Raw genomic sequence first — 24,615 nt, 5'->3', positions numbered from 1 at the left:
CAATCAATTCACGGCCACTTCCACGACTTTGGAGCACCCTATGAACAGACGTACCTTCCTCGTCAGCCTTGCAGGCCTCGGTCTTGCCGCTGGCACGCCCCGTCTTGTCCTTGCCGTCGAGGGCGGCGCTGGAATTCAGGTCGTGACCGCCATCACGCAGGTCTTCGGCAATGGTCAGCGGTTGACGGCGCTGGCGCTTGAATACGGCACGGAGATCGAGACGGCCGCTCTGTCTGCGGACGCATTTACCGTTGCCGACCGCGCAGTGACGCGCGTCTATGCCAACACGACGGCAGATCTTTCCGCCGAGGGCCGCAACGGCCGCTTCGTCATTGTCGAACTGTCGCCCGAGGATACGGCAGCGCCGACCTATATCCATGTGAAGCGCGACATCGTGCACAAGAAGGCCGAGGCGAGTGTGGTCCAGGCCAAGGCGGTCAAGACGGTTGGCGGCGATGAGATTGCTGCAAATGATACGGCCGTCTCGAACACAACGCAGAAGAACCTGATCGTCGACGAGTTCAAGCCGCTCGTCTACACCGATCCGGCGACCGGCAAGACGCTCGCCTACAATCTCTTCATCCCGCGCGACTACGACCCGTCTAAGCGCTATCCGCTGGTCAATTTCATGCATGATGCGGGTGTGACCTCGACTGAAGTCGACCGCACGCTGGTGCAGGGACTGGGCGCTGTCATCTGGGCCGATCCGGCGGAACAGGCAAAGCGGCCCTGCTTCGTCGTCGCGCCGCAGTTTCCCGAGCAATTCGTCAACGACCAGTCGGAAGAATCGCCCTATCTTGACCTTGTGGTTGGGCTGCTGAAGGCGGTCGCAGCGGAATACTCGATCGATGAGAACCGGCTCTACACGACGGGCCAGTCGGGTGGCGGCATGCTGTCGATCGCGATCAACATCAAGTATCCGGATCTGTTTGCCGCGTCCTTCCTCGTCGCCTGCCAATGGGCACCGGAACTTTGCAAGCCGCTCGCCACGGACAAGATGTGGGTCGTGGTCAGCGCTGGCGACGCCAAGGCCTATCCGGGACAGAACGCCATCATGGAGGTTCTCGAAGCCGAAGGCGCCAAGGTCTCCCGGGCGGAATGGAACGGTCGGGCGACGCCCGCAGACCTCTCCGCTGCCGCAGCCGAGCTGGAAAAAACCGGCGGCACGCCGATCCTCCATGCGCATTTTGCAACCGGCACCGTGCATCCTGAGGGCCAGGAGGACAGCCCCGCGGCCAACCACGTCAACACCTGGCGGATCGCCTACGAGATCGACCATATCCGCGACTGGTTGTTCCGGCAGGCTAGGGCCTGAGCTGGCGCTCTGGTCTGTCTTGATGGACAATCACAAAATGCGTCTACCACCGTTGGAAAGAGGATGAACCTGATGAAACCCTTATCGAGAACCATGCGCGGCCTTTTGGGCGGGGTGAGCATGATGGCGAGTTTGACGGCGGCAGATGCGATGGCGCAAGGTGCTTTCGACACGGCATTGACACTCGATCCCGCGCGCTTTGCTGTCGTCAATGTTACTGTGGATGGCAAAGCCATGGTGCTGCGCCGCTATGATGCTGTTTATGTCGGCAAGCCTGTCGCTATGGCATCCGAGCAGCCGGCCCGCAGGATGGGGCCGGGCGGAAGTCCCTCGGGCGCGGATACGCAAACGCTTGTCGATCCGCTGACATACCAGAAGCTCAGCATCTTCGTTCCGGAGACGGCATCCGAGACCTCGGCAATCATCCTGAATGTCAACAACGGCGGCTGGTTCGCCAGCGAACTTCAGTCCGATATCGAAGACGGCGGCACCTACCGATCGGACAGCGATACGGACAAGGCCGGGGCGGCGCTCGCTGCCGGCTATGTCTATGTTGATATCGGCAGTCGCGGACGCGGCATTCTGGCGGCCGATGGCAGCCTTCCGGGCAAGGCGCCTGCTGCCGTGATCGACACCAAAGCGGCCATCCGTTACCTGAGGCTCAACGATACGACCCTGCCCGGATCGGCGGAGCGCATTGTCATCACCGGAACCTCCGGCGGGGGCGGTCTGTCTTCCGTGGTTGCCGCGAGCGGGAACAGCCCGGATTATCTGCGCCATCTGGCCGAGATTGGTGCTGCCGGCGTTGCGGAAGAAGGGACAAGCAGTCTCAACGACGACGTCTTCGCCGTCATCGCCTATTGCCCGATCACCGATCTCGGTCACGCCGACATGGCCTATGAATGGCTCTATAGCGGCATCCGCACGGCGGAAAACACCGCAGACAATCGTTGGAGCGGACGGGCGCAGGCTGCCTCCGCTGAGCTTGCTGCCGCATATCCCGCCTATCTGGATGGCTTGAAGCTGACCCGCGCCGATGGCGCGCCGCTCACCTCTGCGACCATGAAGGCCGCAATCACCGATGAGGTTCGCAAGGAAGTCGAACGCGATGTCGCAGCAGGTGGCACAGTCCCCGCCCGTGGCGAAGATTTCGAAATCACTCTGCGGCAGCGAGGCGGCGAGAAGACGCTCGTTCTAGAGAATGATTGGGTGACCGTCGAAAACGGCGCCGTGACGGCACTCGACTTCGACGCCTTCCTGGGTTTCGTCGCCAAGACCTCCGCGCTGAAGAACGTGCCCGCCTTCGACCGCAGCGCCAATACCGGGAACGAAGGCATTGACGGCGAGAACTCGCTGTTTGGCGCGCCAACGCAGGCCTATTCGAACTTCAGCGCCTTCGGCTGGAACAACAACGAGGTCAAAGGGGATGGATCCGGTCCCGACGATACCGGCATGGACTGGGAAGGCTATACAAGTGGAGCAGGCGCGGCGCTTGCCGAGCAGCTGCGCCTGATCAACCCCATGGCCTATCTTCGCACCGAGGCGAAGGCGGCAGGTTACTGGTATATCCGCCATGGCATGATCGACAGGGATACCTCTTTTGCCGTGGAACTCTCGCTTGCCGAAGCGGCCCGCATGGATAGCGATGTAAAGTCCGTCGACTTCCGCCTGCCCTGGATGACCGCTCACAGCGGCAATTACGATGTGCAGGAAGCCTATGCCTGGCTGGCAGATGTGTTGGCGCAAGCAGGGCCGCCGTCTCGACCTTGAGCGGTGAGCCCCGTGGGCTGGATTGATGCATCTGGCGAGGACAAAGTCAGAGTGGCGAGAACGTCGATCTTGTCTGGGTGGGCTCTTCTTCAGCCTAAGGTCAAACTGGAGACGACACTCATGCGTCCGGTCAATGGCTATTGGGGCTTTTCAACTCCTGCACCCAAGGCAGGAAGCCGACGGTGTTGAAACGGACTGGCCGGACGCTCGCGGGCAAGGTGTTCTAGGCCCCAAAAGCTGGAGGAACTTCAGGGTCTCAGGTCATGGTCATTTTTGGTAGAGTTCGTCGTTTACCTTTGCGGCAGACAAAGTTAATGGCACTTGAAGTGCGTGTTCTTGCCTTCATCAGCGCTGGAAGCGTGATATATCTCGGGGCACAATCACCCGCCGCCAGACACGAGCTGCCGGGATGATGTTTATCCGTAGCGGGTTACGCCTCTTCCAACGGAAAAAGGGCCACGGCGCGGCACCAGCCTGCCGAACCGCCCTTGATCTTGACCGGCAGGCAGGAAACGGTGAAGCCGGATGGCGGCAGTTCGGCAAGCCGTGTCAGCTTTTCCATATGCAGGAATATGCCTTCGCGACCGGCCTTGTGGCCTTCCCATATCAGACCTGCATCCCTTGTTTCGGCAAAACGCCTCGCCGTGACGGGGAATGGTGCGTCCCAGGACCAGGCGTCCGTGCCGGCAATGTGAACTCCCTTGTTCATCAGCCAGTGCGTTGCCTCGCGGCCTATACCGCAGCCGCGACCAAGAAACTCCGGCCTGCCATAGGCAGCGCCGGCGGCGGTGTTGATCAACACGATATCGAACGGCTGCAAGTGATGGCCCGTCGCCTCAAGTGCCGCTTCAAGATCGGATGCGGTGGCAACATATCCGTCCGGCAGTTCGCGCAGATCAAGCTTTACGCCAGGACGGATGCACCAGTCGAGCGGCACTTCGTCGATCGTCCAGGCGCGCTCACCGTTGTTCATGGTCGAGGCGAAGTGCCAGGGGGCATCAAGATGCGTCCCGGCATGAGCCGTCAGGTTGAGTTGTTCGACGGCCCAGCCTTCGCCGCCGGGAACGTCGGCGATGTCGAGGCCCGGAAAGAACCGCAGAACCTCTTCGGCGCCCTCGGCGTGGCTCGTATAGCTGATCCTCGGGCCAAGACCCGGCGGATCGGCGGGAACGTCGTTTTCAATGGCGACAGAAAGGTCGATGATCTTCATGGGTCAATCTCCTGAAAGAGCTGCTTTCACAAGCGCATCGAGATCGACATCCGCCTGAAAGCCGCAAGAAATGGCCGTGCTTGCATCCAGCCGCGGCATGGCGCCGAAAATGCGTTGCAGGGTGGCGTCCTTGCCGAACGTCACCTTCGCCGTCTGACCGGTCACGCGGGCGACGGCATTTGCGACATCGGCAACGCTCGCGTGAAGCACTGGCGGCTGGATTACACTTTGTGCCGCGGTTGCGCCTGCTGCGTGCAGCAGAGCGTCAACGGCAGCACTGTTCGACATCCACCAGCAGGTGCTTTCCGCCGGAACCGGGCAGGTATAGGGCTCTCCTGCCGCTATGCTGTGGAAGATCTGGCTCATGAATGCCGAGCCATGGCCGCTTTCTGTGGCGGGACGGGCGACGAGGCCTGGGAAACGCAGGCTTATGGCTGACAGCACACCCCTGCGCGTCATGTCGGCCAGCAAGATCTCGGTGATCCGCTTGTGAGCGCCATAGGTGAGCTCAGGCTGACAGGCTGTTGTGTCGGTGACTATTTCCTGCCCCAGATCACCATAGACAGCGATCGAGGATGCAAAGACAAAACGCAAGCCCGGCTGGCGCTTGGCTAACTTTTCCACGAGGCCGAGTGGCGCCAGGAGATTGACCTGATGGCCGAGCGTCTGGTCACGCTCCGCCAGTCCGCCCGGAATGCTCGCCAGATGAAAGACGAGATCGAAGCCCGGTTCGATCAACCGATCGAGAAAGTCTGGGTCGCCAAGGTCACCGGGCAGATGCTCAATGCCGCTTGTGCCGCCCGCTGCCGCAAATGAACGGTCAGTCAGAACGATCCGCTGCGCGTCTGGATATGTCTTGGGCAATGCGGCACCGAGGCCGCGCCCGAGAAACCCCTCGGCTCCGGTGACCAGGATCCGCATCAGGCCTTCACCACGCGCTGGTCGATTACGCCAAACGGGGCCGAGCCATCCGGCAGGCGGCTTTCCATGCGCACCCGGTCCCCCCAGGTGAGGAAGGGCGTGCGTGCGGCCCCTTCATCGAGAAGTTCGATGACCCTGATTTCGGAAATGCAGGACGAGCCGGCGGCCCTGTCCGCGTTGGAGACCGTGCCAGAGCCAACCACGGTGCCAGCCGTGAGACGGCGTGTGCGGGCGCAATGCGCAATCAGCTGGCCAAAGGAGAAATGCATCTCGCGACCATCGGCGCGACCAACTTCACGGCCGTTGATCTCGACATGCAGCTTCAGAACGACACGCCCATTCGACCAGTGGTCGCCCAGTTCGTCAGGGGTGATCGCGACCGGGGCAAAGGCGGTGGAGGGTTTCGCCTGCAGGAAGCCGAAGCCGGCGCGCATTTCCCTTGGGCCCACGGCGCGAAGCGACCAGTCGTTGATCTGTACGAGCAAACGGATATGCGCCTCGGCCTCTTCGGCTGACGTGCCCATCGGGACGTCTGAAAGCACGACGCCGAATTCGCCTTCCATGTCGATGAACAGCTTGTCATCGGGGAACTCGACATCGGCAAGGGGTCCGCGGAAATCATCGCTGGCGCCCTGATAGATCAGCGGGATGGTTTCGAATTCCGGGTTCGGCGGATTGTCGAAGGCCTTGTCCATCAACCGCCCATGATTGAGGAAGGCGGAAGCATCCAGCCATTGCGGTGCACGCGGCAGGGGCGCCAGGCAACGTTCGGGTTCGAAACGGGTCGCGAACGGCTCTTCGAAATTGTTCAGCCTTTCATAAAGCGCCGCCAGCTTCGGAGAGGCATCATCCCAGGTCTCGATCGCCTCAAGCAGGCAGGTGGCGATGCCCGTCGCCGGAATGGCGCGGCTCAGGTCGCGGGAGACCACCCAAAGCTGCCCGTCGCGGGTGCCGTCGTGATAGGTTGCAAACTTCATATCGACCTCATTTCTGCTGGATTGGCTTCATTGTCCGGCGAGTTTGTCGGCGAGGCCGGGCTCGTAGGTGCCGGCAACGAGTACGAACAGCATCCGGCACAGGCGCCCGGATCGGTTCGCCCAAGCATGGTTGGTTCCCCGCTGGATCACGACCGAGCCTGGCTTGAGGAGCACCTCGCCATCATCGAGAACCAGCGTCATCTCCCCCTCGATGACAACGCCGTAGTCGATCGATTCCGTTCTGTGCATCAGCGGGTGTGGCGAGTTCTCCTTCACGGTGGAAGCCGCCTTGTCGCCGACCTGCTCGAACGCTTCTTCCATGCGCTCTGCACCGGTCTTGAGGAACTCCTCCGTATCCGGTGGTATGTCGACGAACCGGATCCGGGTGCCGCCGGGGGGAGGAGGCAGCACCAGCGGACCCAGCGTCGGATCGGCACCATTGCCCACGGGAGCCGGGCTTGCGGTGGTCGACCAGACCTCGTGAAAGATGGTTCCCGGGATCGCAGTGATTTCGACGACACTGGGCAGCGGTCCGACCTCTGTGAGGATGGACCGACCGTCGTCAGTGTGTCCGGTGACGATCCGGGTGATGGATGGGAATGTTGTCATGCTGTTTTCGCCTTGGTGAAGAAGCCGATGGAAGCGCCGGCGACCACGATTGCCGCCACGCCGAGGGCCGAGAAGCCGAGATTTTCACCCAATGCGCCCCCCACGATCGGTCCAAGCGCCGCACCGAGCATCAACATTGCCGGTGTTGCGGCGACTGCGCGTCCGGTCGGGTCGAGCTTGGCCAGAAGTCCGAAGACGAAGGTGTGGGTGAAGATCTGGATGGCAACGAACACAGCCGCTGCCGGGGCCCAGATCGGGAATGCGGTGGCAGACGTGACGATGATCGCAAGGATGGCCTGGATCGCGGGGCCGATCTGCGTGATCAACGGCGCCGAAACCCGGGTCTGGAGGAAGGCCGCAAGCGGAGCCGGGAAGAGGAAGTTGACAAAGCCGAGAGCGATCAGGACGGCGAGCACATGACCCGGTTCGAAGCCGCGTGACTTGCCGATCACCTCGACGAAGGAAAAGACCATGGCCTGGTTGAAGGTCATGACGCTGATGCCGAGAATGGTGAACCAGGTTGCCCGGCTGAACGGTGTCTTTTCCAGTTGGAGCACATTGACCGGATTTCGGAACAGCAGGGCCGATGCGACGGCTGCAATGGCCATGATCCCGCCAAACACCTGAAACAACACGGGACCGCCTTGCGAGATCAGGAGCTGGGGAATGGCGGCGAGCAGAATGATGGCGAAGAGGCCAAGCGCCATGCCGGCGGCGGCAAACAGCCTGTGCGGGTTGGTGGCGTGGCCCATTGTACCATGCACCATGGAGAGAGCCGCTCCCGTCGCCAGGCCCGCAACGAGATGCAGGACAGCCAGCACCGGGAAGGTGGATTGCGTCGAGGCAACCAGGAAGGTTCCGGATGCGATGGCAAAGCCGAGCGTCGCGAGCAGCTTCTGGTTCAGCCCGTTGAAGCGCGGTGCGGCAACTATGCTTGCGCCGACCGCGCCGAGCAGGAAGAGTGTCGCAAGTGCACCAGCCTGTTGCGGGCTGAAACCGAAGCGCTCGACAAGGGCGCCCACCCAGACCGGCAGCGCCACCAGATCAAGCATGCCCGCACAGTGACCGATGACGAGTGCCGCAGCTCCCGCTATTCTAAATTTTTGTCCTGACATTTATCAATTCCTCCCTGCGGTGCGCGCATGTCCGCCCGGCCTCCCGGCTCCTCCCGGTCCATGCGCTGATGTTGTTTCAGATGGCCTGAGCCAGTGATTTCATGGACTGCTGCATGATCGCGGCATGCTCCTCGCGGCTTCCATCATGCATCTCGATGTCGGCCAGCCGACCGGAATTCTCCACCACCATGCGGCAGCGTTCCCAGCGGCGTTCCTCGAAGGCGCCGAGCGCACTTTGCACGTCGTTGCCCCTGACAAGCTCTTCTGCAAGCACCATCGCATCTTCGATGCCAATGCAGGCGCCAGCGGCCAGGTGAGGGGTCGTGGCATGCACGGCGTCGCCGATCAGCGCGATGCGATCGCGGTGCCAGGGGCGGGGCAGGAGCATCTGCTCGAGCGGGCGGTAGACGATCTGGTGCTCCGACGACAGTTCGGACGCAATCTTGCGGATCGTCGGTGACGGAAAGCGCTCCAGCAGCGACCGAAGAGTTTCGACGAAGGTTTCCGGCGGCACGTAGTCATTGGTGGCCCGATCTTCGGTCAGGAAGAGATAGACGAGATCCTCGGTCACGCGATTGACGCCGACTTTCAGCTTCGGTCCCATCCACATGGTCACGGTATCGATGCCTTCGGGTCGTGGCAGGACCGCGCGCCATACGGACTGGCCGATGAAGCGGGGCTTAGGGGCCTCGGGGAAGACCTTGGCACGCACGGCCGAATAAAGACCATCGGCGCCGATCACCAGATCATAGCGCGATGAACTGCCGTCGTTGAAGGTGACTGTGGCACCGTCTTCATCCCGGGAAATGTCGGTGAAGGTCACGCCAAGGCGGATATGGGTGGAAGACGCACGCACCGCCTGCGACAGGAGCTTCGCCAGCGCCGGACGCAGGATCGCGCCACCGCCGGGAATGTCGGGGCCGGCCACGCGCGGTGTGGGAATGGTCACAAGCACCGCATCATTGGGGCCGCGCAGTTCAACGCCGTCGCTCGCAAAGCCGTCCTGCATGAACTGGTCGATCAGTCCGAGCTGCTTGATGACGCGAAGGGTCGAACCATGCAGGCTGATGCCCGCCCCATAGGATCTCCAACCGGCATCGATCTCGACGAGATCGACCTCGAAACCCTGTCGGGACAGCTGCAGGGCGGCCGTCATGCCGGCAAAGCCGCCACCAATCACCAGGATCTTCTTGATACCCGAATTCATGCTACTCCTCCTTCGCGTGGTCCAACGACGAACACGTCGCCCTCTTCGCCCACCGCGATTTCAATTCGTGTCAAACTCTGTCCGAGGCAGGGCCCCAGAATGCATTCGCCCGTATCCATTTCGAACAGGGCATTGTGGGAATGGCAGGTGAGATGTGTGCGCTCGCCATTCAGATAGGCGTCTGTCTTCCAGGCCATCGGTGTTCCGGTGGAGTAGTGCGGGCAGGCATCTAGCCAGGCGTGCAGCACGCCGTTTCGTCGGACAAGGATGACCTTCCGCTTCGTGCCTTCCAGCGGCCCGAAACCCCGAGCCTCGCCTTCCGCCACATCATGTGCATGGCAGAGGCGCTGGCCCAGCTTTGGAAACAAGGGCGATGCCTCATGGCTAGACATGCAGTTCCCTTAAGGAAAGGGACATGCGCTCGGCGTCAGAGAGGTAGTCCTTCTGAACCATCTTCTGGAGCAGTCCGGTGTTATCCAGAACCAGGTCGCGCAGCCAGGCGAGGGGTGCAGGGGCCTGATGGAAAATGTTGCCGAGTTTGCGGGCGAACTCGACATGGTGATTGCAGTATCCTACGCGTTCCGCCTCAAAGGTCTTGATCGCCTGGGTCAGCGCGATGCGGTCGGCAAGGTCACAGGATCCGATGGCGCGGGCTAGGAAGTAGCCGTCTTCGATCGCCATACCCATCCCATAGGCCGCATAGGGCGAGACAGGATGGACCGCATCCCCGAGACAAACGACTCGTCCGTTTGACCAGGTCTTCAGGGATGGTCGGTTGTAGATCTCCCACCGGAATATCTGGCTGGAGAAATCGGTCCGGTCGGCGAAGAGATTCATCGGATAGGCAAACGGCTTCAGCAAGGCCCGTATATGAGCCTCCGTATCGGCCGGCGGTTTGGCCGTTTCCGACGATGGCTCTACGATCCACCACTCGTAACCCGGCTTGCCTTCGTGTTTCATGGGGAAATAGCTGGCCTGAACATGGCGCCCGTGATGAAGGGCGCCCATGTCCTTCGGCAATTCCGGAATGTCCTCGCACCAGGCAAGCCAAACCCGTAATCCCACATGGAACAGGTTCAGATCGCCCAGCGCCTGCTGGGATACACGCGAGCGGATACCGTCGGCGCCGATCAGAAGATCGACGACTTCCGTGTCGCCGTTCTCGAACGTGACGGTGAGTTCGTCGTCGTGCTCCTCATAGGATACGAATTTACGCCCTGGCACGAGCGCATTCGGATCGAGTGTATTGAGAACTTCGAGCATGCGAGCGAAGGCTGAAGAGCGGAGAATGCCGTAGTGCCAGCCTTCAATGCCGAGCGCCTTTTCGACGGACGGATTGAAGGGCAGGTCGACGCGAACCTTTCCACGTGGATTGCGGAACTGCACTCTCGTCTTGCTGCCGAAATTGTTGACGACGTCTACACCGTAGCTGCGCAAGATCGCCAGAACCGGCGCTGATAGAAGAACCGCTCCCCCCAGCGGTTTTGGTGACGGGTTCTGTTCGAACAAGCGAACCCGATAGCCAGCATTCAGGAGGCCGATGGCGGCGGATACGCCGCCCGGACCACTGCCCACAATTCCTATGCGCTTCCCTTTGTGCATGGTTTTCCTCCCAGAGCATGCATGTTTGTCTGTGTCTCAGCCCTTCGCGCCCGGCGGTGGGCCGCCGCCGGGAGCCCATTTTTCGCGGTATTCGAAGAGAACGATCTGCGAGGCTTCCGCGCCCATCGGCGCTTCACGCGCGACCCAGGTGTCGTCGTGCTTGTCCATGTCGGCGTCATATTCGAAATGACAGCCGAGCGGGCTGTTGAAGTACCAGAACCAGTTCGAACCGAATTTGTGACGGCCGGGACCCCAGAAACTCTGGTAGCCCTTCTTCACGAAGCGCGTGCCGGCCACCATCAGTTCGGTCGGGCCGCCCATGTGGAAGGCGAGGTGCTCGCAACCCTTCATGTATTCGGGCGTGCGGATGAAGAAGAGGGTGTGGTGGTCGTCGTTGGCCTTCGGGCGGAGGAACGGGCCGGCGCCGGTCAGCACATCGGTGATGACGAAGCCGAGGCGATCGCAATAGAACTTCGTCGCGATCTCGATGTCGGGTACGAACAAAACGACATGGCTGAGCGTGCGGGGCAGGGCCGGCATCTCTTCCCAGACGCCGATCTCGTTCGGCTTGCGCTGGGCCGGGGCACCGGGTGCATTGATCTTCTCGGCCGGCATGTCGAGTTCGCGGCGGATCGTCACCTGGAACTTCAGTTCGAAACCATGGTCGTCCTTGAGTTCGATCGAGCCGTTGGAGAGGCGGGTGACGCGCCGATCCTTGCCAAGTTCGGCTTCGATCGCATCGAGATCGGCAGCGGAGCGCACGCCGTAGACCTGCTGGCGCAGCATGTTGGAGGTCGGCAGCGGCGGTGGCAGAGACGGATCGGACTTGTGCCGGATGATGATACCCGTGCCGTCAAGCGTCTCGAAGAGGCCGCCCTTGTCTGTCACATCCACCGGCTTCAGGCCCCAGGCCGTCAGATATTCGATTGCAGCTGCGACGTCATCGACACCGAAGACGAGATAATCAGGACCAACGATATTCATATTCTTCTACTCCCACTTCCAGACCTTGAGATCCGGTTCGTTCATGTTCGAGGCTCTCAGGCGGTAGCGGTCTTGCCGCCCAGCACCTCTGCCACCCAATCCGCGATGTAGGCCCCGGCATTGGCTGAATTGTCGAAGCTCGAATGCTGCACGCCGCCCGTCCGTTCGTCGAAGATCTTCAATTCGCGCTTGGGGCTGTTGACCAACTGGTCATAAGTGGCATGGGCCCATTGCAACGGGATCTGGCTGTCCTTCTCGCCGTGGGTGACGAGGAACGGCACGTGGATGCGATCCAGAACTCCATTGAGATGCACCTTCTCGGCGATCTGCATGAAGTCGTCCATGTCCTTCGCGCCCCAGACCCACATGACGTGGCTCCAGTAATGCGGGACCGGGAAGTTACCTTCCTTGGCGAGCCGCTTCTTCTGAACGTCGCGCCAGTCGTGATTGGCTCCCCAGACGACGCCGCAGGCGAAGCGCGGCTCGAAGGCAACAGCACGCGGACAGTAGTAGCCGCCGAGGGAAACGCCTTCCATGCCGATGCGCCTGGGATCAACGAAGTCTTGCGTTTCCAGCCAGTCGACGACGCGGCTTGCCCAGTGTTCGCTGTCGAAACGGGCGGTTAGGCCTTGAAGGCGCAGGGCTTCGCCGGTCCCCGGCTGATCGACGATCAGCGATGCGATGCCCCGCTTGGCCAGCCAGATGGGCAGTCCGACGAGGAGTTTCATCTCCTTGGTGCTGTCCAGCCCATTGACCTGGACGAGCAGCGGCTGTCGCCCCTCGACGCCTTCTGCTGGCACATAGAGCGCCGACAGATGCTTGCCTTCATAGGGGATCTCGACCCGGCGGCAGGCGGATCCCGATAGCGCCAGTCCTCTTTCGAAAGCGGCCAGGAAGCGCTTATAGAGCGCCATGCGCCCTTCCGAGCCGTGGGCCAGAAGGCGTTCTGCCGTCAGCATGTAGTTGGCGGCGCGGATCAGCTTGTCGCCGGCAGAGATCGATCGACCTCGGGCTTCGTCTTCATCGGCGAGCGAGACCAGCTTGTCCGCCATTTTGATCCAGGTCTCGCGGAAGGCCTGGGTGCCGGCCGCGTCGGGCGCCTTGGCTGCATCCTGCAGCGGCGCGCACATTTCCTCGATCTCTCCCATACGAGCACCCATCTCGATCGACAGATTGACCGAGAGGTTCCACACGTAGTTGGTCGGAAAATACTTGAACATTGGGTCTCCTCGAAGTCGCCGATTACGGCGAGAATGCCGGTGAGAGGCCCGTCGCGACGCCGACCGCAAACGGCCTTCGTAACGACATCTCCTCCCAGGAGAAGACTTAACGAAAATCAAACTGTTTACAAAATTGCTTTGATGAATGATTTATATTTGCGTCGTGAATACGTGGAGGACGTCGTCATGCGCTTCAAGAATCTCGATCTCAATCTGCTGGTCGCGCTGGACACCCTGATCCGCGTCCGCAATGTCAGTCGCGCTGCGGAGGAGATGTTCATCACGCAATCCGCCATGAGCAATGCGCTGGGCAGGCTGCGCGACTATTTCGACGATCCGTTGCTCATTCAGGTCGGGCGGACCATGGAGCTTTCGCCGCTGGCCGTGTCGCTTGAACAGCCGCTCAGAGACATCATCGTACGCATCGAGGCGGCCGTCGTCTCGACCCCGTCCTTCGTGCCCGAAGAGAGCACGCGCAGCATCAATCTCATCGTCTCGGACTATTCGCTACACACGGTCATGCCGCCCTTTCTGAAGATCATGACGGAACAGGCGCCGGGCATGCAGGTGAACTTCAAACCCCAACAGAACTACCCGCATCTGCTCTTGGAACGCGGCGAGGCTGACCTCCTGGTCGCGCCAACTGTCTTCTGTTCGCCAAGCCATCCGGCGGAACACCTGCTCGACGATCAGATCTGTTGCGTGGTGGATGCGGACGGTCCCTTGGCCCTGATGCCGATGACCGAGGCGGCCTTCCTGGCTGCGGGACACGTCGTGATGCAGCCGCCAAACGGTGGGGAAAGCTTCGCCCAACGCATCTGCAGCCAGCTGGGGCTGCAGATCAGGGTGGATGCAAGCACCTATTCCTTCGCCTCGCTGCCGCTCCTGATCCGAGGCACGACGCGCATTGCACTGGTACAGCGCACGCTCGCTCTCAGCATGCTCAACCTTGGGGGGATTGCAATCGTCGAGCCTCCGCTGCCGTTCCCGCCGCTGGAGCAGTCCTTGCAATGGCACAGTTATCGTACACGCGATCCGGGGCTGGCCTGGGTCCGTGCTCAGATCCACAAAGGTGCGGCGATGTTTAGGAGCTCACTGAAAGAGTTTGATTGACCACCAACCGCCAATCTGAAGTGGCGCAGTCATTCAGGCGGTCAATACTTCATATTCCGAATGACGATTTTACATATGTCAACTTCGCTTCTACTGGATGAATGAGGCGGTCGCTCGGCAATGCAGGGAACATTGTCGGCGGGGCGGATCTGCCGCAGCTGGGTAACGGCTGACGGTGCTGGAGAGGGAAATGCAACAGAGTTAGCCGACTGACACCGCCACGGCGGTGAACGCTCTTGCTTTGCCGTTTTTCATGTCCGGAGGCGCCGACAATCGACAGGCCGACGTTTTCGTCGGGAGGGCCGTGCGATCGTCAGTATCCCATGTTTAGGAGGACGGAATGGGTGTAGCGAACAGTTTGAAATGTCTGGCTCTCGGGACGCTGATGGCGGGTGTCGGGGTGAATGTGGCGGGTGCGGCGGAAAACGGGAATACGCAATATGCGCCCGGTTCCCCCCAGTTCTTCGCGGGACAGATCCCGCCCTATCCGGGTCTGTATTTCCTGTCGCAGACGAGCCATTTCAAGGCCGATCAGACCAATGACGGCGATGGTGATGCGCAGCCGTTCGACTTCGATGTGCGCGCCATCGCGGAGACCATGCGCTTTCTCTACGTCTCCGATGTCGAGTTTGCCGGCGCGAAGGTCTGGGGGCAGCTGGTGGTGCCTCTGGTGCATCTGGATCTGACGGTCCCGTCTCAATCCGACACCAGTTTCGGCTTGGGCGATGTGGTCGGCGCTGTCGGTCTCGCCTGGTACCTCGATCAGAAGCAGACGTTCATTTTCGGTGTCGACGTTGCGATGCCGACCGGTCGCTACGATGAGAATGACTTTCCCAATATCGGTCTGAACCACTGGTCCTTCCAGCCGACTCTCGGCTACCATTATTTCGACCCGCAGGGTTTCGAATTCGGGGCGACCGCACGCGTCATCTTCAACACCGAGAACCCGGACACCGACTACCGGACCGGTAACGAGCTGGTGGTCGACTACGCGATCGGTTGGAATTTCGACAAGATCCGTGTCGGTGCCGTCGGCTATTACCTCCAGCAGCTGACGGACGACACGGGCCCGACGGCGCCTGCCGACGGCAAGCGGGGCAAGGCCTTCGCGATCGGCCCATCGCTGACCTACAGCTTCAATCCCGCTCTACAGGTAAGCGCCTCCTGGCAGCACGATGTCTTTGCCGAAAACCGGGCTCAAGGCGATACCATCTGGGTGAACTTCGCAACGAAGTTCTGACCGAGGCGCAGACGTAAAATGATGAGGTAGCGCTCCGCGAGAGCGCCCCTCATTGAGCGGTGTGGTCCGCTGCCAAGCGGTGAGCGGTCCCGATCATCGGTGGCCTTTGTTCTTGACGCAAGTCTGCGCGCCGCCAGGCTCCTGGGACCAAGAAGGTGAATAGAGGCCCCGCGTCAGCGGGGCCTTCTGCGTCAAGAACACGAAACGGGGGCGTGACCATCCCGACGCCCTATCCAGGATGTCGTTGCCGATGTTGTCGTCAATGTCGAGGCATAGTTCCGGACGGAAGGCGTTGTGGCTGATGGCGCCAACCCTGCAGGCAAGCGACCAGCACAAGCAGGCCGAGGGAGTGGAGTATGGCGTCGCTGCGTTCGGTGGATGGTTGTCGAGGCAAAATTATTTTCATTTGGATTTCTCGGTAAAAATCGGCTTGATATGCATCCTGTTCGCTTTGGATGGCTTAATTGGTGACTTGTGGCGTCGAATTAGCGCGGGGGAGGGTATCGAGACGTGTCGAAGGCTAAAAATATATTCATTGCAAGACTCGATGATGTGACGGCGCAATTGCAGGAGGAGCTGAATTCGAGCGCTGCCGCGGGCAAGTCCTTGCATCTCCCGAAGGGGGTCTATCGATGCGGGGCACTCCGCCTGCCGAGCGGGGCGGACCTTTGCCTCGAAGAGGGGGCGGTCCTGCGGTTTCATGCCGACTACGGCCTCTATGCCTCAAACAGCGTGGATGTCATCGCGGAGGATTCCGATCGTGCGCTCATTCTGGCGCAGGGTGCCCGATCGGTTCGCCTCCATGGTCAGGGAACGATCGAGGCGCCCGGTGAGAGTTACATTGAGGGGATCCTTGAGGATATGGGCACGCATATTCCGTCGCGTCATCGTCCGCGCACCCTCATCGTCGATCGCTGCTCGGATGTCAGGATTGAAAGAATCAGGATCGGCCTGTCGGCGATGTGGACTGTCCATCTCATTCGCAGCGAGGACGTGATCCTCGACGGTGTCACCATCGTCAACGACCGCAAGATGCCCAATACGGACGGTGTCGTGATCGATGCGTGCCAGCGTGTCATGATCGAGAATTGCGTCATCGACACTGCGGATGACGGCGTCGTTCTCAAGACGAGCCGCGGTCCCGACGGGCTGCCGATCGGCAACTGCCATTCGATCCGTGTCGCCCATTGCAACATTATCAGCGAAAGTTGCGCGCTGAAGCTCGGGACCGAAAGTTTCGGCGACATGCAGAATATCACCTTCGAGGATTGCGTTATCGCACACAGCAATCGTGCACTCGGTTTGTTCTCGCGCGACGGGGGACGACTATCCAACATCGCTTTTCGTCGGTTGACGGTGGATTGCAAGGAAACCCCGGAGGGATTCTGGGGTTCGGGCGAAGCGATCACGATGACGGCGCTTGACCGCCGCAGCACAAATCCGGCCGGCGTGATCGAGAACGTACTTTTCGAGGATATCGAAGGGCAGATGGAAGGGGCCGTCAATCTGTTCGCCGACAGGGCTGGGCTGATCCGCAACGTGACGCTGCGCCGTGTTTCGCTCCGCCAGGCCCCGGGGCGGTTCAATGCCTGCCGCTATGATGTGCGCCCGACGAAGTTCGATCTTGCCCCGTCACCGGATGCTGCGGGCCGGGCCAATGCCTGGGTGCGCGGCGCGGATGGTAAAATCATCGGTCTTGTGCCCTATCCCGGCGGCATGCCGGGTGTCTTTGCCTCTGATGTCGAAAACCTGGCTCTCGAAGACGTGAAGGTGAGCCGTCCGAGCCCGCTGCCGGAGGGGTTCCATCCGGAGTCCGTTGTGGTTCTGCAGGGGCAATCCCCGGTCTGGTCGTAACGTCGGATCGGGAGGAGAAGCAATGAAGACCATTCGCAAGCTCGACAAGCTGCTGTCGGTTCTCGCCGAGCAGATCTTCCAGCCAATCGGCATGGAGGTCCCGCTCGTTTACCGGCAGGCTGCATCCAAGGAACGGTCGGATATGGTCACCTCCGATCGGTCTGGCTGGACCGCCGTGGGTCGGGACCACATCTGGGGCGAGCCCGACGGCTATTTCTGGTTCGGCGGTCGGGTCGTGTTGCCCGACAGCGCTGGTGGCGCCCGGATCTTCGGCCGGATCGAAGCCGCCTTCGGCAATGTCATGGGACGCAGCGACCCGCAATGCCTCGTGCGTGTCGACGGACGCATTGTCCAGGGTGGCGACGCGAACCATCGGGAGTTTCCGCTGGCCCTCGATGCCGTTTCGGGGCAGGTCCTCGACCTCCTGATCGAGGCTGGAACCATCGAGGATCGCCGGCAGATCGGTTTCGCGGTGACGCTGCATCGCCACGATGTGCAGGTCGAGGACGTCTACTACGATCTGCGCGTGCCTCTCGATGTCGCACGACTGCTGGATGAAAACGATCCGCGTCGACACTTCATCCTGCGAGTGGTCGAGCAGGCTGTCGATGCCATCGATCTGCGTCCGGGAAATCCGGAGCGGTTGGCGAAATCGCTGGACACGGCGCGGGCCATTGCTGCTGGGATCTATCAGGTCGCTGATTTCGAGGAAAAACCCGTCGTTGTTGCGACCGGGCATACGCATATCGATGTCGCATGGCTCTGGCGGGTACGCGAGACGCGACAGAAGATGGCGCGCTCGATGGCGACCATGCTGTCGCTGATGGATGAGTTTCCCGACTACCGGTTCATGTACAATCAGTGCGTCCTGCTTGATTATCTGCGTGAGGACTATCCCGAACTCTTCGATCGCATCCGGGGGCAGTTTTCCGCCGGGCGCTTCGAGATCGAAGGCGCGCTCTGGCTTGAGCCTGATGTGAACATCGCCGGCGGCGAGGCGCTGGTTCGACACATTCTCTACGGTGTCCGCTATCATCAGGAGACCTTCGGCATCCGACCACGCATGGTCTGGCTGCCGGATACGTTCGGTTACACGGCAGCGCTGCCGCAGTTGATGGTGAAGTCGGGGCTCGACAGTTTCGTCACGCACAAGCTTTCCTGGAACGACACCAACCGCATGCCGGAGGAAAAGCTCTTCTGGCAGGGCATCGATGGCAGCCAGGTGGTCGCCTATTTCCTGACGACGCAGCCCTATGACAGCCAGAGCATCGGCACGACCTACTGCCCCAATCTCAAGCCTACCCATGTCATGGGCACCTGGAAACGCTACGGGCAGCAGCGCATCGGCGGAGAGCTCTTCCTCGTCTATGGTCATGGAGACGGCGGTGGCGGGCCGACCCGCGAGATGCTCCACAACATCCGCCGCATGGAACGCGGTATTCCCGGTTGCCCAAAGGTCGAGCATGGGGCCATGCGGCCATTCTTCGAGCGGCTGATTGCCGAGATGAAGACCCATCCGGAACGCTATCCGGTCTGGGTGGGGGAATTCTATCTGGAATTCCATCGGGGCACCCTGACCTCGGTCGCCAAGAACAAGCGTTTCAACCGGTTGGCGGAGATCGCGCTTCGGGAGCTTGAGCTGATGGCCGTGCTTGCGCAGCGCGCCACCGGGCAGGCCTATCCTCATGCAAGGCTGAGGTCGCTCTGGGATATCGTGATGCTCAACCAGTTTCACGACATCCTTCCGGGATCCTCGATCGGTGCTGTCTATGAGGATAGTGACCGTGACTACGAGACCTTCTTCATGGAAGCCGAGACGCTCGCCCGTGAGCTCGTTTCGGCCATCCAGATTGGTCCTGGTGTCCTCAATGCTGCAGGGCGGCCCCGTGGCGGGCTGGTCTCTTCGCCGCTGCTGGAAGGGCGAGAAGTGCAGAGGGTGGTGCGGGCTGATGGTTCGCATGAACATGCGGCCTGGTTCGATTGTGTTGCACCGCTTTCGCTTGTGCCTTTGGATGGGGTGCTGACGATGCCTGTCGTTGCGGACGCGCTGAGCGTTTCCGAGCGTCGACTGGCGAACCGTCATATGGAGATCCTGTTCGATGACGCAGGGCGGATCGACCGCCTCGTTGATCGCGCCAGTGGACGACTGATCCTCAAGCCAGGCCAAGCGGGCAACCGCCTGCAGGCCTATCGTGACCGGCCAGCGCAATATGACGCCTGGGATATCGATTCCGACTTCGAGGATCAGGTCTTTGAGATCGACGATCTCGTGAGTGCCCATGTCGTCGAGCGGGGTCCGCTGCGCGCTGCCATCCGGTTCGAGTGGCGCTACGAAAATTCGCGCGTCGTGCAGGTCGTGGCTCTGGAAGCGGATGCCCGGCGAGTTGATTTCGACACATTCGTCGATTGGCACGAGCACAACACGCTGGTGAAGGCGGGGTTTCCGCTGGCGCTGCAGGTGGCCGCCGTGGATGCGGAGATCCAGTTCGGCCATGTGCGGCGGGCGACGCATCGTAACACGTCCTGGGACAAGGCACGCTTCGAATGCGTCATGCAGCGCTGGGCGGATGTCACGGAGCCGGACTTCGGTGTCGCCTTCCTCAATGACAGCAAATACGGCTATGACGCCCGGGGCTCGGATATCCGCCTGACGCTGCTGCGTTCTCCCACCTATCCCTGGCCGGGCGCCGACCAGGGGGCGCATCGGTTCCGCTACGCGCTGATGGTGCATGATGGCGAAAAGGATGCCGTGCATCGGGCGGGGGAAGACTTCAACATGCCGCTGCGGATTGTCGCTGGCGCCGAGGTGGAACGTCGCCCGGCGGAGGCGGCGACCTCCGCGCTGTTCACTATTGCGACGGACGGGATCTGTGTCGAAGCGGTGAAGGAGGCGGAAGATGGCAGCGGTGTTGTCGTTCGCCTCTGGGAAGTCACGGGACGGCACAGGGCTGCCGATATCATGCCGGCGCCGGATCTGACGGAGGTGCTGCTCGTCGATCTCCTGGAGCAGCCGATCTGCCGGCTGCTGGTCGAAAACGGGCATCTGAACCTCGACTTCAAACCCTTCGACATCATCAGCCTGAAACTGGGGAGGAGCGGCACATGAGCGGCGACCAGGAAATCAACATCACCATCGACAACTTTCCGGAGGGGGAGAAGTCCTTCGTCGAAATTCCTTTTACGGTGGGGGGTGATATCGAGCGGATCGAGGTGGCCTATCACTTCCCGTTCGGAGGCGGTGGCAGCGTCATTGATCTCGGCGTGGCGCAGCACGGTCGCATGCGGGGCTGGAGTGGCGCCGAGCGCGGCTTCATCACGCTTGAGGAAGACCGTGCGACGCCCGGCTACGACTGCGGGCCGCTTGCAGGAGCCTGGCATGCCGTGCTCGGCATCGTGAAGATTGGGCCCGCCTGCAAGGTCGACGTTAAGATCCGGCTGATCCGCAAACGGGAGCGCTGGCTGGTGGGGGAGCTGCACAGCCATTCGGAGCATTCCGACGGTGGTGTGACCGTTCTCGACGCGATCCATCGTGCGCGTGCCGGTGGCCTGGATTTCCTGGCGATCACCGATCACAACACCATCTCACAGAACATCATTCGCCCTGATGATCCCGGTATGCTCGTCATCCCGGCGATGGAGTTGACGTCGTTCTGGGGGCACACCAACTTTCTCGGGCTAGCCAGGCCGGTTGAGGACTGGCGCTGCCGCAGTCCGAGCGATGTGGTCGACCGCATGGCCGAGGCGCGGGCGAATGGTGCGACCATCGTCATCAATCACCCGTTTCAGAATTCGGCGGGAGGCAAATGGCAATCCGGTTTCGAGCCGCATTTCGATGCTTTGGAAATCTGGAACGGGCTCTGGACACCGATGAATGCGCAGGCGCTTGCCTTCTGGCAGGAGCTTCTGGTGGCGGGACGACAGATTCCGGTGACGGGCGGCAGCGACTTCCATCTGAAGAATCGGCGCCGTCATGGACATCCGAGCAACCGCTTGCGTGTGTCGGGACATTCAATTGCCGACATCCTCGCGGCAGTGCGGGCGGGCCGCAATGTCGTCTCCTTCTCGCCGCACGATCTGACCGCGCTGCCGGTCGGAATCGGGCATCCGGATTTCGGTTCCCGCGTCCCATCAGGGTCCCCGATTGCGGTCCGCTTTGACGGCCTGTCGCAGGGCGATGAGATCCGTCTGGTCGATGAGAACGGTTACAAGGATACAGTGAAGCCGGACGAGGGTGGTTTCACCGTCGAACTCCCCTTCTCGGGCCGGTTTCTGCGTTTTGAGGTGTGGCACGGCAACGAGGCTCGCCTGTTCACCAACCCCTTCTACGCCGAGTGAGGGCTGAGCCATGGACACTTCAGACAGGTCGAAAGTCGGAATCAAGGATGTGTCGCGTGAAGCCGGAGTGGCGCTCAGCACCGTCTCCCATGTGCTTAATGGGACGGCTTCCATCTCGCCGGAGGTGCGCAGCCGTGTGCTTGAGGCGGCCAGACGTCTCGGCTATCTCGCGAAACGACAGCAGAAGGGATCGATTGCCTCGCTCTCCACGGTCTATCTTGCCGTGCCGCCCGGCAACGTCCCGCATGTCGATACCAACCTGTTTTCCTGGACACTGCTGACGGCGCTGACACGAGAATGCGAAAAGCGCGGGGTTCGGGTCGTTGCGCATTCCGGTGGAGAGAGCCTGAATGCCCAGGAAATCATCGATGGCGCCAAGGCTGTCTATGCCGACGGTATCGTGCTCGTTTACGACGATAATCCCAAGCTTCTGCGGACACTTGCAGCCTCCGGGATTGCGGTCGTCCTCCTCAATGGCGAGGACCCCTCGATGTCGGTTGATACCGTGACGCCGGGCAACCGCTATGCGGCGCGGCTCGCGACCGAGTGGCTGTTGTCGCGTGGGCATCAGAATATCCTTCACCTGACATGGCGTGGTCGCGGGACCATCACTCGGCGTGTCGATGGCTTTCTCGATGCCTATCGGGAAAGGCAACTGCCTGCGGAGCTTGGGCGCGTCTATATCGCAGACGGCTACAAGCCGAGTGATGGCGAGGCGGCCGTCCGATTGCTGCTATCGGAAGAAGGCGGGCTCGGCGGAGCCACCGCTCTTTTTTGCGCTTCCGACAATCTCGCAGTCGGTGCGCTGCAGGCACTTCAGGCCCACGGTATCCGGGTGCCTGAAGATGTCGCCGTCGTGGGCTTCGACGGTGTGGCGCTTGGCGACCTGACCAGACCGCCGCTAACGACGGTGCGGGTCCCCTTGCAGGAGATGGCGGTCCTGGCATTGCAGGCCCTGGAGAACAGGCTGTCGGTCTATGGGCCGGAGCATCCGCCCTGCCGCATCGAACTCGGCTGCAAACTGATAGAGCGGGAGAGTGCGCGTGCGATTTAATCCAAGTATATGTGAAAATATTTTTGTCTTGATTTTGAGAATTCAGCGTTTAGATTTCGGTTAAACATGGATTTTCGTGGGGATGGCACGAAAATATTTGCGTTATCTGGGAGGATGCAATGAAGCGCAGTGAAAAAATTTCAAAGGTTTTCGTTTCGGCCTTGATGGCCTGCTGCCTGGCTGGTCCGGCACTGGCATTCAATGAATCTCCGATGCTTGCGGAACAGGTCAAGGCCGGAGCCCTGCCGCCGGTGGAGCAGCGGCTTCCCGAAAATCCAACCGTGGTCAACGCGGTCGAGGTTGGGCAGTATGGTGGCAACTGGCAGCGCGCCTACAAGGGCCCGGGTGACCGCTGGGGGCCGACGAAGCTCATGGAAGAGCGCGTCGTCAAGTGGTCGCAAGGCGCCGACGGCAAGCTGTCGCTGGTTCCGGGTTACGTTGAGTCCTACTCCGTCAGTGAGGATTCCCGCACCTTCACTTTCACGCTGCTCAAGGGGTTGAAGTGGTCGGACGGTCAGCCCGTCACGACCGAGGATGTCGAGTTCTGGTACAATGACGTCTTCCTGAACCGGGATCTGCTGGCGTCCGTCGATCAGACGCTTGCCCCGGGTGGCAAGCCAATGAATCTGGAAATCGTCGATGACCGGACCTTCAAGGTCAGTTTCGATCAGCCTTATGTCTACTTCCTCGAAATCCTGGCCAAGGATTCGACCGGTGAACCGAGCCTTGATCGTCCGAGCTTCATCTTTCCAAAGCACTATCTGAAGCAGTTCAACAACAAGCACGCCTCGGAAGCGGAATTGAAGGCGGCGACCGAAAAATTCGGCGTTGAGAAATGGCAGGATCTCTGGGGTTCCAAGGGGGCGGTGACGGCCTGGTGGCAGAACCCGGATCTGCCGGTCATCACGGCGTGGAAGATCGAAACCCCGGCTCCTGCCGAGGTCGTTACCATGGTTCGCAATCCCTATTACTATGCCGTGGATCAGGCGGGGAACCAGTTGCCTTATATCGATCGCATCTCGCATCGACTCTTCAGTGAGCAGGAGGCGTTCAACCTGATGATCGTCCAGGGGCAGATCGACATGCAGATGCGTTATGTCGAGCCGCAGGACTTCACCTTCTACAAGGAAAATGAAGCCAAGGGGGACTACAAGGTCTACCGCTGGACACAGGCCCAGACCTGGTCGCTCGTTCCGAACCTCAACGTCAAGGACGATGTCCTGCGCGGACTCTACGAGACTTCCGACTTCCGCCAGGCGCTGAGCATTGCCATCGACCGCGAGACGATCAACGAGCTCGTCTTCACCGGACTGGCGGAACCCAGACAGGCCTCACCCGTCACCGGTTCTCCGAATTTTGATCCCGAACTCGAAACCCATTGGGCCGAATTCGATCCTGACAAGGCCAACCAATTGCTCGACGGGATCGGCCTCGACAAGAGGGACGGAGATGGGTTCCGTCTGCGTCCGGATGGCACGCGCCTGTCGATCGTCGTCGAGATGCAGCATGCGAACGGCCCGAAAACGATGGAAATCGTGGCCGACAACTACAAGCAGATCGGTGTCGAGTTGCTGCCGCGCCTGATCGACCGGACGCAATGGGATGCCAGCCGCGACAACAACGAGTTCCAGATGCAATGGTATCCGTTCGATCGTCTGTCCGTCGTTGCTGCAGATCCGCGGATCATGATGGGCAATGATTCCTACGCCAACCAATATTACATCTGGTATTCGACTGCGGGTGTCTCAGGCATCGAGCCGCCGGCAGATCATCCGATCCGTAAAGTTTTTGCTGGCTGGGACGCAGCTGCAAAGGCATCGAACCGTGAAGCGGCAGATGCGGCGCTGACGGATCTGATCAAGACCTTCGTCACGCAGGGCTGGGTAATCGGTATCGTCGGCGAGTCGCCTGCACTGGCTGTTGCCAAGAGCAATTTCAAGAACTTGCGCGACGGTCTGATCGAAGACGACATCACCCGTGGTATCGGTCTGGGTGGCACACAGCAGATGTGGATGGTCCAGTAATCTCCGTGAAGTCGAGCCCCGCATCGCCAGCAATGTCGAAGCGGGGCTCTCAGTCCTAGACACCC

The 24,615-nt window shown here is 60.9% G+C and carries 19 protein-coding genes; 9 read left to right on the top strand and 10 right to left on the bottom strand.

What is annotated here, in order from left to right; all coding sequences use genetic code 11:
* Window positions 1–40: 40 nt before the first annotated feature.
* Both J2045_RS02770 and J2045_RS02765 read left to right on the top strand, forming a co-directional pair.
* A complete protein-coding gene (locus J2045_RS02770; protein ID WP_307369145.1) occupies window positions 41–1,315 on the top strand; it encodes a PHB depolymerase family esterase in 1,275 nt (424 codons plus the stop codon).
* A 123-nt stretch (window positions 1,316–1,438) separates the two neighbouring features.
* On the top strand, window positions 1,439–3,085 hold the full coding sequence (locus J2045_RS02765; protein WP_307369143.1) for a subtype B tannase: 1,647 nt from the start codon (window positions 1,439–1,441) through the stop codon (window positions 3,083–3,085).
* Window positions 3,086–3,515: 430 nt separating this feature from the next.
* Here J2045_RS02765 and J2045_RS02760 read toward each other — a convergent pair whose 3' ends face one another.
* The 10 genes from J2045_RS02760 to J2045_RS02715 all read right to left on the bottom strand — a co-directional run bounded on the left by J2045_RS02760 (window position 3,516) and on the right by J2045_RS02715 (window position 12,930).
* A complete protein-coding gene (locus J2045_RS02760; RefSeq protein WP_307369141.1) occupies window positions 3,516–4,295 on the bottom strand; it encodes a cyclase family protein in 780 nt (259 codons plus the stop codon).
* A gap of 3 nt (window positions 4,296–4,298) precedes the next feature.
* Window positions 4,299–5,216 carry an NAD-dependent epimerase/dehydratase family protein gene (locus J2045_RS02755; protein ID WP_307369139.1) on the bottom strand — a complete coding sequence of 306 codons (918 nt, stop codon included), beginning with the start codon at window positions 5,214–5,216 and terminating at the stop codon, window positions 4,299–4,301.
* Window positions 5,216–6,193, bottom strand: coding sequence for a fumarylacetoacetate hydrolase family protein (locus tag J2045_RS02750; protein WP_307369138.1), 978 nt, complete (start codon window positions 6,191–6,193; stop codon window positions 5,216–5,218). Before J2045_RS02750 ends, J2045_RS02755 begins: the two co-directional genes overlap by 1 nt.
* A gap of 27 nt (window positions 6,194–6,220) precedes the next feature.
* Window positions 6,221–6,802, bottom strand: a complete 582-nt coding sequence (locus J2045_RS02745) for a cupin domain-containing protein (protein WP_166599050.1) — start codon at window positions 6,800–6,802, stop codon at window positions 6,221–6,223.
* On the bottom strand, window positions 6,799–7,917 hold the full coding sequence (locus J2045_RS02740; RefSeq protein WP_307369136.1) for an MFS transporter: 1,119 nt from the start codon (window positions 7,915–7,917) through the stop codon (window positions 6,799–6,801). The genes J2045_RS02745 and J2045_RS02740 overlap by 4 nt, the downstream gene beginning before the upstream one ends.
* Window positions 7,918–7,993: 76 nt before the next feature.
* Window positions 7,994–9,124, bottom strand: coding sequence for an FAD-dependent oxidoreductase (locus J2045_RS02735; protein ID WP_307369134.1), 1,131 nt, complete (start codon window positions 9,122–9,124; stop codon window positions 7,994–7,996).
* The gene (locus J2045_RS02730) at window positions 9,121–9,516 is read right to left on the bottom strand and encodes a Rieske (2Fe-2S) protein (RefSeq protein ID WP_307369132.1); all 396 of its coding nucleotides are present in this window, start codon (window positions 9,514–9,516) and stop codon (window positions 9,121–9,123) included. The genes J2045_RS02735 and J2045_RS02730 overlap by 4 nt, the downstream gene beginning before the upstream one ends.
* On the bottom strand, window positions 9,509–10,726 hold the full coding sequence (locus J2045_RS02725) for an FAD-dependent oxidoreductase (protein ID WP_307369130.1): 1,218 nt from the start codon (window positions 10,724–10,726) through the stop codon (window positions 9,509–9,511). The genes J2045_RS02730 and J2045_RS02725 overlap by 8 nt, the downstream gene beginning before the upstream one ends.
* 36 nt (window positions 10,727–10,762) lie before the next feature.
* Complete coding sequence (locus tag J2045_RS02720) at window positions 10,763–11,710, bottom strand: VOC family protein (protein ID WP_307369128.1); 948 nt, start codon at window positions 11,708–11,710, stop codon at window positions 10,763–10,765.
* A gap of 56 nt (window positions 11,711–11,766) precedes the next feature.
* Entirely contained in the window at window positions 11,767–12,930 is a 1,164-nt protein-coding gene (locus tag J2045_RS02715; RefSeq protein WP_307369125.1) for an alpha/beta hydrolase family protein, read from the bottom strand.
* A 186-nt stretch (window positions 12,931–13,116) separates the two neighbouring features.
* On the opposite strand from J2045_RS02715, the gene J2045_RS02710 reads away from it, so the two are divergent.
* From J2045_RS02710 to J2045_RS02680, 7 genes are all read left to right on the top strand, one after another.
* Window positions 13,117–14,043, top strand: coding sequence for a LysR substrate-binding domain-containing protein (locus tag J2045_RS02710; RefSeq protein ID WP_166599199.1), 927 nt, complete (start codon window positions 13,117–13,119; stop codon window positions 14,041–14,043).
* Between the two features lie 340 nt (window positions 14,044–14,383).
* Window positions 14,384–15,283: a SphA family protein gene (locus J2045_RS02705; RefSeq protein WP_307369122.1), complete on the top strand. Its 900-nt coding sequence runs from the start codon at window positions 14,384–14,386 to the stop codon at window positions 15,281–15,283.
* Between the two features lie 510 nt (window positions 15,284–15,793).
* Window positions 15,794–17,137, top strand: a complete 1,344-nt coding sequence (gene pglB, locus J2045_RS02700) for a polygalacturonase PglB (RefSeq protein WP_307369120.1) — start codon at window positions 15,794–15,796, stop codon at window positions 17,135–17,137.
* A 22-nt stretch (window positions 17,138–17,159) separates the two neighbouring features.
* Window positions 17,160–20,243, top strand: coding sequence for an alpha-mannosidase (locus J2045_RS02695; protein WP_307369117.1), 3,084 nt, complete (start codon window positions 17,160–17,162; stop codon window positions 20,241–20,243).
* Window positions 20,240–21,472, top strand: coding sequence for a CehA/McbA family metallohydrolase (locus J2045_RS02690; RefSeq protein ID WP_307369114.1), 1,233 nt, complete (start codon window positions 20,240–20,242; stop codon window positions 21,470–21,472). Before J2045_RS02695 ends, J2045_RS02690 begins: the two co-directional genes overlap by 4 nt.
* Window positions 21,473–21,482: 10 nt before the next feature.
* Window positions 21,483–22,526 carry a LacI family DNA-binding transcriptional regulator gene (locus J2045_RS02685; protein ID WP_307369111.1) on the top strand — a complete coding sequence of 348 codons (1,044 nt, stop codon included), beginning with the start codon at window positions 21,483–21,485 and terminating at the stop codon, window positions 22,524–22,526.
* A gap of 119 nt (window positions 22,527–22,645) precedes the next feature.
* Window positions 22,646–24,550, top strand: a complete 1,905-nt coding sequence (locus J2045_RS02680; RefSeq protein ID WP_307369108.1) for an ABC transporter substrate-binding protein — start codon at window positions 22,646–22,648, stop codon at window positions 24,548–24,550.
* Window positions 24,551–24,615 lie beyond the last annotated feature (65 nt).

Origin of the sequence: Peteryoungia aggregata LMG 23059 (genome assembly GCF_030814435.1) — a bacterium.
Lineage (GTDB): Bacteria > Pseudomonadota > Alphaproteobacteria > Rhizobiales > Rhizobiaceae > Allorhizobium > Allorhizobium aggregatum.
The sequence above is the reverse complement of the archived record's forward strand: the minus strand, read 5'-3'. Positions and strand labels throughout refer to the sequence as shown.

Coding starts and splice junctions, on each gene's coding strand:
- J2045_RS02770 (WP_307369145.1), top strand. CDS start 41: ATGAACAGACGTACCTTCCTCGTCAGCCTTGCAGGCCTCGGTCTTGCC.
- J2045_RS02765 (WP_307369143.1), top strand. CDS start 1,439: ATGGCGAGTTTGACGGCGGCAGATGCGATGGCGCAAGGTGCTTTCGAC.
- J2045_RS02760 (WP_307369141.1), bottom strand. CDS start 4,295: ATGAAGATCATCGACCTTTCTGTCGCCATTGAAAACGACGTTCCCGCC.
- J2045_RS02755 (WP_307369139.1), bottom strand. CDS start 5,216: ATGCGGATCCTGGTCACCGGAGCCGAGGGGTTTCTCGGGCGCGGCCTC.
- J2045_RS02750 (WP_307369138.1), bottom strand. CDS start 6,193: ATGAAGTTTGCAACCTATCACGACGGCACCCGCGACGGGCAGCTTTGG.
- J2045_RS02745 (WP_166599050.1), bottom strand. CDS start 6,802: ATGACAACATTCCCATCCATCACCCGGATCGTCACCGGACACACTGAC.
- J2045_RS02740 (WP_307369136.1), bottom strand. CDS start 7,917: ATGTCAGGACAAAAATTTAGAATAGCGGGAGCTGCGGCACTCGTCATC.
- J2045_RS02735 (WP_307369134.1), bottom strand. CDS start 9,124: ATGAATTCGGGTATCAAGAAGATCCTGGTGATTGGTGGCGGCTTTGCC.
- J2045_RS02730 (WP_307369132.1), bottom strand. CDS start 9,516: ATGTCTAGCCATGAGGCATCGCCCTTGTTTCCAAAGCTGGGCCAGCGC.
- J2045_RS02725 (WP_307369130.1), bottom strand. CDS start 10,726: ATGCACAAAGGGAAGCGCATAGGAATTGTGGGCAGTGGTCCGGGCGGC.
- J2045_RS02720 (WP_307369128.1), bottom strand. CDS start 11,710: ATGAATATCGTTGGTCCTGATTATCTCGTCTTCGGTGTCGATGACGTC.
- J2045_RS02715 (WP_307369125.1), bottom strand. CDS start 12,930: ATGTTCAAGTATTTTCCGACCAACTACGTGTGGAACCTCTCGGTCAAT.
- J2045_RS02710 (WP_166599199.1), top strand. CDS start 13,117: ATGCGCTTCAAGAATCTCGATCTCAATCTGCTGGTCGCGCTGGACACC.
- J2045_RS02705 (WP_307369122.1), top strand. CDS start 14,384: ATGGGTGTAGCGAACAGTTTGAAATGTCTGGCTCTCGGGACGCTGATG.
- J2045_RS02695 (WP_307369117.1), top strand. CDS start 17,160: ATGAAGACCATTCGCAAGCTCGACAAGCTGCTGTCGGTTCTCGCCGAG.
- J2045_RS02690 (WP_307369114.1), top strand. CDS start 20,240: ATGAGCGGCGACCAGGAAATCAACATCACCATCGACAACTTTCCGGAG.
- J2045_RS02685 (WP_307369111.1), top strand. CDS start 21,483: ATGGACACTTCAGACAGGTCGAAAGTCGGAATCAAGGATGTGTCGCGT.
- J2045_RS02680 (WP_307369108.1), top strand. CDS start 22,646: ATGAAGCGCAGTGAAAAAATTTCAAAGGTTTTCGTTTCGGCCTTGATG.